The sequence below is a fragment of the Burkholderia sp. APQ4-4ca genome, from assembly GCF_057837105.1.
In genome coordinates, this window is the sequence record NZ_JBYQCG010000230.1 from 91,217 (window position 1) to 103,156 (window position 11,940).

Sequence of the window (11,940 nt, forward strand, 5' to 3'; positions counted from 1 at the left end):
GGCGCCGAGGCTCAGGCGAGCAGCGCTTCGATCGTGACGACGGCGGCGATGGCCGCCAGATTCGCCAGCAGCGCCTCGAACACGAGGCCACGCCAGGTCTTCGGTCGGAATCGCAGCGCGAGCAGCAGCGCGCCACCGAGCGCGAGCGCAAGAATCAGCACGAGATCGGCATTGGCAAGGCGGATGTTCATGGCGGCGGCTCCTGTCGGGGCGGGATCTCCGGGCGCGCATCGACGCGCCCAGGATCGAGTATAGGCAGCGCCCGCCGTCGTACAACCCGGGTCGCCCCGAAGGGTCAGACGAGCGACGCGTCGCGCGTCTCGCGCATCAGCAGCACGCCGATCAGGCTGATCGCCGCCGCCACCGACACATAGCCGCCGACCCACGACAGCCCGCCGCGCGCAGCCAGCAGTTGCGCGATATACGGCGCGATCGACGCGCCGAGGATCCCGCCGAGGTTGTACGCGACGCCCGCGCCCGTGTAGCGGACGTTGGTCGGGAACAATTCCGGCAGCAGCGCGCCCATCGGTGCGAACGTCACGCCCATCAGGAACAGCTCGATCGTCAGGAACAGCGCGACGAGCGGCATCGAGCCGCTGCCGAGCAGCGGTTCCATCGCGAACCCCGACAGCAGCGCGGCGAGCGCGCCGACGACCAGCACCGGCTTGCGCCCGAAGCGGTCCGACGCCCATGCGGACAGCGGTGTCGCGAGGCCCATGAAGACGACCGCGAAACACAGCAGGCCGAGGAAGCTCTGGCGCGGAATATGCAGCGCCGACACGCCGTACGACAGCGAGAACACCGTCGAGATGTAGAACAGCGTGTAGCAGACGACCATCGCGAGCGCGCCGAGCAGCGTCGGCCGCCAGTGCTGCGTGACGAGCGTCGCGACCGGCACGCGCACGCGCTCGTTGCGATCGAGCGCCGCCTGGAACGCGGGCGTTTCGGTGATCTTGAGCCGCACGTACAGGCCGAGCGCAACGAGCACCGCGCTGACGAGGAACGGAATCCGCCAGCCCCAAGTGCGGAACTGCTCGTCGGACAGCGACAGCGCGAGCGCGAAGAACAGCCCGTTCGACATCAGGAAGCCGACCGACGGCCCCAGTTGCGGGAACATCCCGAACCAGCCGCGCTTGCCCTGCGGCGCGTGCTCGGTCGCGAGCAGCGCCGCGCCGCCCCATTCGCCGCCGAGGCCGATCCCCTGGCCGAAGCGCAGCACGCACAGCAGCACCGGCGCGAGCGCGCCGATCGTGTCGTAGCCGGGCACGAAGCCGATCGCGGTGGTGGACACGCCCATCACGAGCAGCGATGCGACGAGCGTCGATTTGCGACCGATGCGGTCGCCGAAGTGCCCGAACAGGAACGAGCCGATCGGGCGCGCGATGAAGGCGATCCCGAACGTGACGAACGCGGATAGCGCTTGCGCCGTCGCGGAGCCATGCGGGAAGAACACGGGGCCGATGACGAGCGCGGCGGCCGTCGCGTACACGTAGAAATCGTAGAACTCGATCGCGGTGCCGATGAAGCTCGCGAACACAATGCGCCGGTGGCTGACGGCGCCGGCCGAACCGGTTGCGTGTGCAACGGCCGGGGGGGATGCGGACATGGATGTCTCCGTTTTGTCGTTGGGGCAGCGGGCTGGGCGTGCGCTGGGGCAGGCGACTGCCTGCCGGGAGCCGCCGGGCACATGATTGATGCGGATGACGCGGTGGCGGCGTGGATGCGTGCCGTGGCGCGGACGTCACTCGCCGGTCGACGATGGAGACGGGTACGTCGCCGCCGCCCGGTGCCGGCGTGGTCGGCTCGCTTGCCGGGTGCGGCGCGCGAACGCGCGCGCGGCGTGATGGCCGCGCGAGTGCGGAAAATTATAGCCAGCGCCGCCGCCCACCGGCAATCGGGCCGCGGCGGCGCGTCAGTCGATCGATTGCGCCTGCGCGGACGCGGTGCTTTGCAGCTGGAAGTGGCCGTCGTCGTTGAAGAGCCAGCCTTCCATCAGTTCGAGTCGACCGTTGCCGTCGAGCAGCCGCGACGGCGGCGCCGGCAGCGGTGCCGAGCGGCGCAGCGACGCGAGCGCGAGTGCTTCCGCCTCGCTGTCGCCGTTGCTGCGATAGACGGATGCGTTGATCACGCGGCCGCTGCCATCGACGGTGAAGGCCACGACGACGAGCGAGCGCAGCATGGCCTGCGGTGTGCCGTGCAGCATGCCGGACGGATTGCGCTCGGCGACGCGGTGCGCGACCTCGACGCGATACTGGTCGAGATTGCCGCCGCGTATGACCGACGGAATCGTCAGGACCGAGCGTAACGACGAAGGCGGCGTGATCGTGCACGCGGCAAGCAGGGCGACGACGGCCAGCGCGGCAACACGCAGCCGGGCGACGCGCGGACGGAGAAGGGGGCGCATGACGGGATGGCCGGGAGGGACGATAAAAAAATGATAGGCGTACCGACGCGAGACGATATGGGGGGAAACGCATAGCGCGCGGGACCGGTCGTTGCGATCGCGGATGATGCCGGCTGGACGCCGCGTCGGGCAACGTGCATCGGGCGCGATGCATCGCGATGTGACGCGACATGTGACGGCGCCTGCGGCGCACGCGCGTGTCGGAAGGTTGAAAGCCACGGCGCGCTGCAATCGTGCGGCCGGGCGGCGCGCTCGGCCGATGCGGCAACTTCGGCCAGCCTGCCGACCCATCACCTGCGATGCCTTCCGGCCGCGTCAGAAGCCGTGCGTCACGAGCGACAGGACCGACAGGTCGGGGTGCGTGCCGTCGATGATGCTCTTGCCGATATGCACGGCTTCGTGGATCGCCTCGTCGACGCTCGCGAAGCTTTCCTCGCCGTCCGCGTGGAACGGCACCGCATGGCCGGGCAGCGCGGGATTCACGCCCGGATGGCACACGTAGCCGGTGTAGGTATAGCGCGTGTCGCTGCCGGGCATCGCGGCCGGCACGACATGGATCTCGAAGCCTTCGTAATCGACGTGGTCCGTCGCGCTCGACAGGTCGGTCATGGCGATCTCCGTGTGCCGCGCGCAGGGGTGGCGCGTGCGGCATCGAATACATCGAACACGCGGCGGCGTTCGTGTCGCCGTGTTGAACGAATTCTAGGCGATGGCGGGGCGGGCCGGGAGGCGTCCGACGGTGTGCGGCGGCTGGCGTCCCGGACGCTCGCACCCTGTCGCTTCGGCGCGTCGACGATCGGGCGCCGGTTCCATCAGCGGGCGACGGAAACGGGGATCATCGTATTTTTCGCGTCATTGCTTGCAGCGCGCGTCCTTGCGCTGCACCACGACGATCACCGGATACGTCTGGCCATGATCGAGTTCCACGCGCGCGACGACGGTCAGCGTCGCCGGATCGGAATCGTCGTACACGCTGACCTGTTCGTTGCGCAGATAGGTCACGCCGGTGCAGTTCGACGTGCGTCCGTCGTCGCCCACCTTGCACTGCAGCTCGTTGTCCTTCAGGTAGTTGTACGGCGACGGGCTCGCGAGATATTCGCTCAGGCCGCGCGGCGAACCGCCGACGCCGGTCACGTACGCGATCGCGCACGACGCCTGCGCGTCGCTGCCGGAGGCGGTGTCGGCCGCCGCATGCGTGCTGACGGCGGCCAGCACGGCGACGAGCGACGAGACGAGGAAGGGCTTCATGACGTGGATTTCCCGTTTCGCGAATCGGAGCGCGGGATTGTAACGGCATCCGGCGCGATGCGTCGGAACGTGCGGGGCGCACGCGTGCGGACAAACAAAAACCCCGTCATTCTGCGAATGGACGGGGTTCGGCGAACTTCCTGGCGGAAGCGGTGAGATTCGAACTCACGGACAGTTTCCCGTCGCTGGTTTTCAAGACCAGTGCCTTAAACCGCTCGGCCACGCTTCCACACGAGGCGGCATTGTAACCGAAATGCCGCCTCGTTCATCCGTTCAGTCATCGCGCAGGAACAATTCCTGCAGGTCGTTGAGGAAGCGCTGGCCGAGCGGCGTCGGCGCGATTTGCGTGAAATCGCGCGTGATCAATCCGCGCCGTTCCGCTTCCTTCAACGCGGGCTCGATGGTGCTCATCGGCAGGCCCGTGCGTTCGGCGAAGCTGTGCACGGGGAAGCCCTCGACGAGCCGCAGCGTGTTCAGCATGAATTCGAACGGCAGGTCGCGCGCGCCGACTTCACGCTCTTCCTGCACGGCCGTGCCGGCCTTCGCCTGTTCGATGAAGGTCGCCGGATGCTTGTAGCGTGCCTGCCGCAGGATCCGGTTCGGGAACGACAGCTTCGTGTGGGCGCCCGCGCCGATCCCGAGATAGTCGCCGAAGCGCCAGTAGTTCAGGTTGTGCTTGCACTGATGATTCGGCTTCGCGTACGCGGATACTTCGTAGCGCCCGTAGCCGGCTTCGGCCGTGCGCGCGTGGATCCATTCCTGCATGTCGGCCGACGCGTCGTCGTCGGGGACGACGGGCGGAAACTTCGCGAACAGCGTATTCGGCTCGAGCGTCAGGTGATACAGCGACAGGTGCGGCGGCGCGAACGACAGCGCGGTCTCGATGTCGGTGCGGCATTCGTCGAGCGTCTGGTTCGGCAGCGCGAACATCAGGTCGAGGTTGAAGTTGTCGAAGTTCTTCGCGGCGATCTCGACGGCCGCGCGTGCCTGCGCGGTGTCGTGAATCCGGCCGAGCGCCTTCAGGTGCGCTTCGTTGAAGCTCTGGATGCCGACCGACAGGCGATTCACGCCGCTTGCGCGGAACTGCGCGAACTTCGCGGCTTCGAACGTGCCCGGATTCGCCTCAAGCGTGATCTCGGCATCGGCGTCGAGCGGCAGCAGCGCGCGCACGTCGGACAGCATCCGGTCGAGACCGGCCGCCGACAGCAGGCTTGGCGTGCCGCCGCCGATGAACACGGTATGCACCTGCCGACCCCACACGAGCGGCAACGCCTGCTCGAGGTCGGCGCGCAACGCGTCGAGATAGTCGGCTTCCGGAAACCGTTCGCCTTTCCATTCGTGCGAGTTGAAATCGCAGTACGGGCACTTGCGCACGCACCACGGGAAATGCACGTACAGCGCGAGCGGCGGCAGCGACGTGAGGCGCACCTGGCCGGGCGACGTGAAGGTCGCGACGACGCGCGCGCCGGTGTCCGCGGCCTGGCTCATGCCGCCTCCCGCAGCGAAGGGGTGTCGGGCATGTTCATGCTTCCTCCGCGAGCCGCGCGAGCAATGCCTTCAGCGCCAGCGCGCGGTGGCTGTGCGTGTTCTTCACGGCCGGCTCGAGTTCGGCGGCCGTCGCGCCGAGCGACGGCAGGTAGAAATACGGGTCGTAGCCGAATCCGTGTTCGCCGCGCGGCGTATCGACGATCTCGCCGGCCCAGCGCCCTTCGGCGAACAGCGGTTCCGGATCGTCCGCGTGGCGGACGAGCGCGAGCACGCAGCAGTAGTACGCGCGCCGGTCGTCGACGCCGCGCAACTGCTCGACGAGATACGCATTGTTCGCCGCGTCGCCCTTGTCGCGGCCCGCGCGCTGCGCGTAGCGCGCCGAATAGACGCCCGGCGCGCCGCGCAGCACGCGCACGCACAGGCCGGAATCGTCGGCGATCGCCGGCAGCCCGGTGAGCCGCGACGCGTGGCGCGCCTTGGTCAGCGCGTTCTCGATGAACGTGCCGAACGGTTCTTCCGCCTCGGGCACCGCGAGGTCGCCCTGCGGGACGATCTCGATGCCGACCGTCGAGAACAGCGCGGTGAATTCGCGCAGCTTGCCGGCGTTGTTCGACGCGAGAACGATGCGCGACAGCGGCGCGACGGCGCGGTCGTCAGGCATGGTTCACACCCAGCACGTCTTTCTGCAACCGCACGAGTTCGGCGATCCCGCCCTGCGCGAGGTCGAGCAGCGCGTTCATCTCGGCGCGCGAGAACGGCACGCCTTCGGCCGTGCCCTGGACTTCGACGAAGCCGCCCGCGCCGGTCATCACGACGTTCATGTCGGTGTCGCAGCGCGAGTCTTCCGCGTAATCGAGGTCGAGCACGGGCGCGCCTTCGTACACGCCGACCGAGATCGCGGCGACGTGGTCGGTGATCGGCGAGCGCGCGAGCTTGCCGGCCGCGATCAGCTTGGTCACGGCGTCGTGCGCGGCGACGAACGCGCCGGTGATGCTGGCCGTGCGGGTGCCGCCGTCGGCCTGGATCACGTCGCAGTCGATGTGGATCGTGCGCGGGCCGAGCGCCTCGAGATCGAACACCGCGCGCAGCGCGCGGCCGATCAGGCGCTGAATTTCCTGCGTACGGCCCGTCTGCTTGCCGCGCGCCGCTTCACGGTCGCTGCGCGTGTGGGTCGCGCGCGGCAGCATCCCGTATTCGGCGGTCAGCCAGCCTTGCCCGCGCTCGCGCAGGAACTCGGGCACGCGCTCGGCGACGCTGGCGGTGCAGAGCACCTTGGTGTCGCCGAATTCGACCAGCACGGAGCCTTCGGCGTGTTTCGTGTAGTGGCGCGTGAGGGCGACCTGGCGCAGTGCGTCGGCACGGCGGCCGCTCGGGCGGGAAACGGAAGACGTCATGGGGAAATCGCGGAAGGAGAGGAAACCCCGATTTTAGCGCCGAACGGCGGGCGTGCCCGGCGGGGTGGTCCGCAAAAATGGGATAATGCGCGCTTCCCGCCCCGCGCCTTCCGATGCGCCGGGCGCCTCGATGTATTCCCCGCCCGCGAGGGCACCAGACGGCGAGACGAACCATGATCTACAGCATGACGGGCTACGCGAGCGCGACGCGCGAACTCGCGACGGCCGCCGGCAACGGCGGCACCAGCGTGTCGGTCGAACTGCGCACCGTGAACTCGCGCTTCCTCGATCTCAATTTCCGGATGCCGGACGACGTGCGCGCGTGCGAACCCGCGCTGCGCGAAATGCTGATGAACAAGCTGTCGCGCGGCAAGGTCGACGTGCGCATCAACCTGCAGCGCGGCGAGCAGAGCATCGGCGCGGGCGCGCTGAACCAGTCGGCGCTCGGCCAGCTTGCCGATCTCGAACGCGCGGTGCTCGATTCGTTCCCGGGCGTCGGCCGTCTGCGCGCGGGTGAAATCCTGCGCTGGCCCGGCGTGCTCGCGGAGAGCGGCGTGTCGGCCGAAGCGATCCGCGACGCGGTGCTCGCCTGCGGCAAGGAAGCGATCGGCGAGCTCGTCGTCGTGCGTTCGCGCGAAGGCGCGCAACTGGCGACGATGCTGCTGTCGAACGTCACCGAGATGGAGGCGATCGTCGCGCGCATCACGCCGCTCGTGCCGGAGCTGATCGCGAAGCACCAGCAGAAGATCGTCGAGCGGCTGCAGGAAGCGCTCGGCCTCGCGGCGCCCGAAGGCGGCTCGACGGTCGTCACGCGCGAGGAAGCCGCGGAGCGCATCCGTCAGGAAGTGACGATGTACGGGATCCGGATCGACATCGCGGAAGAGCTGTCGCGGCTCACCGCGCACCTGAACGAAACGCGTCACGTGATCGAGAAGGGCGGCCGCGTCGGCAAGCGTCTCGACTTCATGATGCAGGAATTGAATCGCGAAGCGAACACGCTCGGCTCGAAGGCGGCGGCGAAGGAACTCGCCGACGCGTCGATGGCGCTGAAGCTGCTGATCGAGCAGATGCGCGAGCAAGTGCAAAACCTGGAGTAAAAGCAACATGATCGACCCTAACCGCGACGGCCACGCGTCGCATTCGCTGCACGGCGGCGTCTATCCCGGCAACCTGTTCATGGTCGTCGCGCCGTCGGGCGCCGGCAAGTCGACGCTCGTGAATGCGCTGCTGTCGAAGGACAGCGACATCTGCCTGTCGATTTCATACACGACGCGCAAGCCGCGCCCGGGCGAGCAGGACGGCCAGCACTATCACTTCACGAGCGTCGAGGATTTCCGCGCGCGCCACGCGGCGCACGAATTCCTCGAGAGCGCGGAAGTGCACGGCAACTACTACGGCACGTCGCGCGTCTGGATCGAAGAGCAGATGAAGAACGGCCACGACGTGCTGCTCGAAATCGACTGGCAGGGCGCGTTGCAGGTGAAGAAGCAGTTCCGCAACGCGGTCGGCATCTTCATCCTGCCGCCGTCGCTCGACGCCCTCGAGGAACGCCTGAAGAAGCGCGGCCAGGACGAGCCGAACGTGATCACGCGACGCCTGCTGGCCGCCGGCAGCGAGATCGCGCACGCGTCGGAAGCGGAGTACGTGGTGATCAACGAGAATTTCGAGCGGGCGCTCGCGGAACTCGAATGCATCGTCGCGGCGACGCGCCTGCGTTTTGCTTCGCAGTACGCGCGACACGCGGAGCTGTTCATCGAGCTCGGCATCCATCTGCCCCACGCGGAATGACGCGGGGCACGAGGGACATAAGGTAGAATAAGGACTATATTCAGAAGGAATTACCAACATGGCTCGCATTACCGTCGAAGACTGCCTGAAGCAAATCCCGAATCGCTTCGAACTGGCGCTTGCCGCCACCTATCGCGCGCGGCAGCTCGCGCAAGGCCATACGCCGAAGATCGAAAGCCGCGACAAGCCGACCGTCGTCGCGCTGCGCGAAATCGCCGCCGGCCAGGTCGGCGTCGAGATGCTGAAGAAGGTGCCGGTGTAACGCGCATCCGGCCCGTTCCAGCCATGTAGTCCACGCGCGCAACGACTCGACCTGGAGGCGAATATGAGCACCACCCCATCGTCCGCCTCCGCGGATTCGACCACCGAAGCCACGGCCCAGTCGCCTGCGCGCCAGTACATCGACGCGGTCCTCGAACAGTCCTTTCGGCATCTGTTCGGGCCGACCGCCACCCCGGAGCAGCCGCGCAAGCACGGCGTCGTTTCGATCGCGAAACTGACGGCGGCGCTTGCCGAGTATCTCGCTCCGGACGAAATCAAAGAGGTCAAGGCGGCGTTCCATTTCAGCGACGAAGCCCACCTCGGTCAATATCGCCAGAGCGGTGAACCCTACATCACCCATCCCGTCGCCGTCGCTGAAATCTGCGCCGGCTGGAAGCTCGACGCGCAGGCCGTGATGGCCGCGTTGCTGCACGACGTGATGGAAGACCAGGGCGTGACCAAGAACGAGCTGGCCGAGCGGTTCGGCCCGAAGGTCGCCGAACTGGTCGACGGCCTGTCGAAGCTCGACAAGATGGAGTTCCGCAGCCGCGAGGAAGCGCAGGCGGAAAACTTCCGCAAGATGCTGCTCGCGATGGCGCGCGACGTGCGCGTCATTCTCGTCAAGCTCGCCGATCGCCTGCACAACATGCGCACGCTCGGCGCGGTGCCGATGGAAAAGCGCCGCCGCGTCGCGCGCGAGACGCTCGACATCTACGCGCCGATCGCGCACCGGCTCGGGTTGAACAACACGTACCGCGAGCTGCAGGACATGAGCTTCGCGAACTTCAACCCGCATCGCTACGCGACGCTCGAGAAGGCGGTGAAGGCCGCGCGCGGCAACCGCCGCGAAGTGATCAGCAAGATCCTCGAGGCCGCGCAGCGCGCGATGGCCGACGCGAAGATCGACGCCGAGATCACGGGCCGCGAGAAAACCATCTACAGCGTCTATCGCAAGATGCGCGACAAGCAGCTGTCGTTCTCGCAGGTGCTCGACGTGTATGGCTTCCGCGTCGTCGTCGACAGCCCGCTCGACTGCTACACGTGCATCGGCGCGCTGCACGCGCTGTACAAGCCGGTGCCCGGCAAGTTCAAGGATTACATCGCGATTCCGAAGATCAACGGCTATCAGTCGCTGCACACGACGCTCGTCGGCCCGTTCGGCGCGCCGATCGAGTTCCAGGTGCGTACGCGCAAGATGCACGAGATCGCCGAGGCGGGGGTCGCCGCGCACTGGCTGTACAAGAACGGCAGCGCCGATCTCAGCGACGTGCAGAAGCGCGCGCACCAGTGGCTGAAGTCGCTGCTCGACATCCAGAGCGAAGCGGGCGATTCGAGCGAATTCCTCGAGCACGTGAAGATCGACCTGTTCCCGGATGCGGTCTACGTGTTCACGCCGAAGTCGAAGATCATGGCGCTGCCGCGCGGCGCGACGGCGCTCGATTTCGCGTATTCGATCCACAGCGATCTCGGCAACCAGTGCGTGGCCGTGAAGATCAACAACGAGCTGCTGCCGCTGCGCACCGAGCTGAAGAGCGGCGACATCGTCGAGGTGATCACCGCGCCGTATTCGAAGCCGAATCCCGCATGGCTCGGCTTCGTGCGTACCGGCAAGGCGCGTTCGGCGATCCGCCACTACCTGAAGACGATGCGCCTGAACGAGTCCGTGCAGCTGGGCGAGCGGCTCGTCGACCAGAGCCTGAAGGGCTATGGTTTCTCGCTGGCCGATGTCGAGCCGGAGGTGTGGGAGAAGCTCGTGCAGTGGACGGGCAACAAGAGCCGTCAGGAAATCTTCGCGGACATCGGCCTCGGCCGCCGTGTCGCCGCGGTGATGGCCAAGCGCATCGAAGTGCTGATGAGCGGCCGCGACGCCGACGACGATCTGCCGAAGTCCGAGCGACATCCCGCGCATCATGCGCCGCCGGTCGTGATTACCGGCACCGAAGGGATGTCCGTGCAGTTGTCCGCGTGCTGCCGCCCGATCCCGGGCGACGCGATCATGGGGTATATCGGCATCGGTCTGGGCATGGCGATTCATACGACGGATTGCCGTGTCGCGCAGCGCATCCATCGCCGCGATCCGGGTCGCTGGATCGACGTCGAATGGGCGCCGCAGCCGGGCCGCCTGTTCGATGTCGCGGTGAAGGCGCTCGTGAAGAACACGAAGGGCATCTTCGCGCGCGTCGCGGCGGACATCACGTCGGCCGACGCGAACATCGTTCATATCGCGATGGACGAGGATCTGACGCACGAGTCGACGGTGCTGCGCTTCGTGATCCAGGTCAGCGACCGCGTGCATCTCGCGAACGTGATGCGGCGCGTGAGGACCAATCCGGACGTGATGCGGATCATGCGCGAGCGCTCGACCGACGACGGTGCGCATGCGCGCCATGACGGCGGCATGCGTATCGAGCGCGAGCGGCAGGATTACTGACGCTGACGCGCGCCGCGGCGGGCGCGGATTCGATGATCGACGGACGGCGGCTGATGGCCGCCGTTTTCATTGGGGCTGCCGAAAGCGCGGCGGGAGCGATGTGGCCTCTGCTTTGTCGATGGTGTGCGCGGCGAGAGCGGGAACGACGGGGGAGGCGGGCGCCCAAAGAAAAAGGGCTTTCCCGGAGGAAAGCCCTTTTAAGGTGGCGCGGCTGGCAGGATTCGAACCCACGACCCCTTGGTTCGTAGCCAAGTACTCTATCCAACTGAGCTACAGCCGCACGCAAAACGGTACTGCTTCAACTGTCGGAACCTTCTGCGATGGGAAGGCCCCCAAAAAAGTGGCGCGGCTGGCAGGATTCGAACCCACGACCCCTTGGTTCGTAGCCAAGTACTCTATCCAACTGAGCTACAGCCGCACGCAAAACGGTACTGCTTCAACTGTCGGAACCTTCTGCGATGGGAAGGCCCCCAAAAAAGTGGCGCGGCTGGCAGGATTCGAACCCACGACCCCTTGGTTCGTAGCCAAGTACTCTATCCAACTGAGCTACAGCCGCACGCAAAACGGTACTGCTTCAACTGTCGGAACCTTCTGCGATGGGAAGGCCCCCAAAAAAGTGGCGCGGCTGGCAGGATTCGAACCCACGACCCCTTGGTTCGTAGCCAAGTACTCTATCCAACTGAGCTACAGCCGCACGCAAAACGGTACTGCTTCAACTGTCGGAACCTTCTGCGATGGGAAGGCCCCCAAAAAAGTGGCGCGGCTGGCAGGATTCGAACCCACGACCCCTTGGTTCGTAGCCAAGTACTCTATCCAACTGAGCTACAGCCGCACGCAAAACGGTACTGCTTCAACTGTCGGAACCTTCTGCGATGGGAAGGCCCCCAAAAAAGTGGCGCGGCTGGCAGGATTCGAACCCACGACCC

The 11,940-nt window shown here is 66.7% G+C and carries 12 protein-coding genes and 6 tRNA genes; 4 read left to right on the forward strand and 14 right to left on the reverse strand.

Annotated features, from left to right (window positions below; genetic code table 11):
• Positions 1-11 precede the first annotated feature (11 nt).
• From AC3IFE_RS27245 to rph, 9 genes are all read right to left on the reverse strand, one after another.
• Entirely contained in the window at positions 12-191 is a 180-nt protein-coding gene (locus AC3IFE_RS27245) for a hypothetical protein (RefSeq protein WP_089466888.1), read from the reverse strand.
• Positions 192-295: 104 nt separating this feature from the next.
• Positions 296-1,606 (reverse strand): MFS transporter, encoded by a 1,311-nt coding sequence (locus AC3IFE_RS27250; protein WP_089466889.1) that lies wholly within the window; start codon positions 1,604-1,606, stop codon positions 296-298.
• A gap of 306 nt (positions 1,607-1,912) precedes the next feature.
• Positions 1,913-2,404, reverse strand: a complete 492-nt coding sequence (locus AC3IFE_RS27255) for an energy transducer TonB family protein (protein ID WP_089466890.1) — start codon at positions 2,402-2,404, stop codon at positions 1,913-1,915.
• A 315-nt stretch (positions 2,405-2,719) separates the two neighbouring features.
• Positions 2,720-3,013: a hypothetical protein gene (locus tag AC3IFE_RS27260; protein ID WP_089466891.1), complete on the reverse strand. Its 294-nt coding sequence runs from the start codon at positions 3,011-3,013 to the stop codon at positions 2,720-2,722.
• Positions 3,014-3,256: 243 nt separating this feature from the next.
• Positions 3,257-3,652 (reverse strand): hypothetical protein, encoded by a 396-nt coding sequence (locus tag AC3IFE_RS27265; RefSeq protein ID WP_089466892.1) that lies wholly within the window; start codon positions 3,650-3,652, stop codon positions 3,257-3,259.
• A gap of 141 nt (positions 3,653-3,793) precedes the next feature.
• Positions 3,794-3,881: transfer RNA gene (locus tag AC3IFE_RS27270), tRNA-Ser, on the reverse strand.
• Positions 3,882-3,925: 44 nt separating this feature from the next.
• Positions 3,926-5,140, reverse strand: coding sequence for a radical SAM family heme chaperone HemW (gene hemW / locus AC3IFE_RS27275; protein WP_011544847.1), 1,215 nt, complete (start codon positions 5,138-5,140; stop codon positions 3,926-3,928).
• A 34-nt stretch (positions 5,141-5,174) separates the two neighbouring features.
• Entirely contained in the window at positions 5,175-5,801 is a 627-nt protein-coding gene (gene rdgB / locus AC3IFE_RS27280) for an RdgB/HAM1 family non-canonical purine NTP pyrophosphatase (protein ID WP_089466893.1), read from the reverse strand.
• The gene (gene rph, locus AC3IFE_RS27285; protein ID WP_089466894.1) at positions 5,794-6,534 is read right to left on the reverse strand and encodes a ribonuclease PH; all 741 of its coding nucleotides are present in this window, start codon (positions 6,532-6,534) and stop codon (positions 5,794-5,796) included. The genes rdgB and rph overlap by 8 nt, the downstream gene beginning before the upstream one ends.
• Before the next feature lie 173 nt (positions 6,535-6,707).
• Between rph and AC3IFE_RS27290 the strand changes: the two genes are divergently transcribed.
• The 4 genes from AC3IFE_RS27290 to AC3IFE_RS27305 all read left to right on the forward strand — a co-directional run bounded on the left by AC3IFE_RS27290 (position 6,708) and on the right by AC3IFE_RS27305 (position 11,014).
• A complete protein-coding gene (locus AC3IFE_RS27290; RefSeq protein WP_089466895.1) occupies positions 6,708-7,631 on the forward strand; it encodes a YicC/YloC family endoribonuclease in 924 nt (307 codons plus the stop codon).
• Positions 7,632-7,638: 7 nt separating this feature from the next.
• Complete coding sequence (gmk, locus tag AC3IFE_RS27295; protein ID WP_089466896.1) at positions 7,639-8,322, forward strand: guanylate kinase; 684 nt, start codon at positions 7,639-7,641, stop codon at positions 8,320-8,322.
• Positions 8,323-8,380: 58 nt separating this feature from the next.
• On the forward strand, positions 8,381-8,584 hold the full coding sequence (rpoZ, locus tag AC3IFE_RS27300; protein WP_006025620.1) for a DNA-directed RNA polymerase subunit omega: 204 nt from the start codon (positions 8,381-8,383) through the stop codon (positions 8,582-8,584).
• A gap of 63 nt (positions 8,585-8,647) precedes the next feature.
• A complete protein-coding gene (locus AC3IFE_RS27305) occupies positions 8,648-11,014 on the forward strand; it encodes a RelA/SpoT family protein (RefSeq protein WP_089466897.1) in 2,367 nt (788 codons plus the stop codon).
• Between the two features lie 203 nt (positions 11,015-11,217).
• Here the strand turns inward: AC3IFE_RS27305 and AC3IFE_RS27310 are convergent.
• From AC3IFE_RS27310 to AC3IFE_RS27330, 5 genes are all read right to left on the reverse strand, one after another.
• Positions 11,218-11,294: transfer RNA gene (locus AC3IFE_RS27310), tRNA-Arg, on the reverse strand.
• A gap of 61 nt (positions 11,295-11,355) precedes the next feature.
• Positions 11,356-11,432: transfer RNA gene (locus AC3IFE_RS27315), tRNA-Arg, on the reverse strand.
• A 61-nt stretch (positions 11,433-11,493) separates the two neighbouring features.
• Positions 11,494-11,570, reverse strand: a tRNA-Arg gene (locus AC3IFE_RS27320).
• Between the two features lie 61 nt (positions 11,571-11,631).
• Positions 11,632-11,708, reverse strand: a tRNA-Arg gene (locus AC3IFE_RS27325).
• A 61-nt stretch (positions 11,709-11,769) separates the two neighbouring features.
• Positions 11,770-11,846, reverse strand: a tRNA-Arg gene (locus tag AC3IFE_RS27330).
• Between the last annotated feature and the right edge of the window lie 94 nt (positions 11,847-11,940).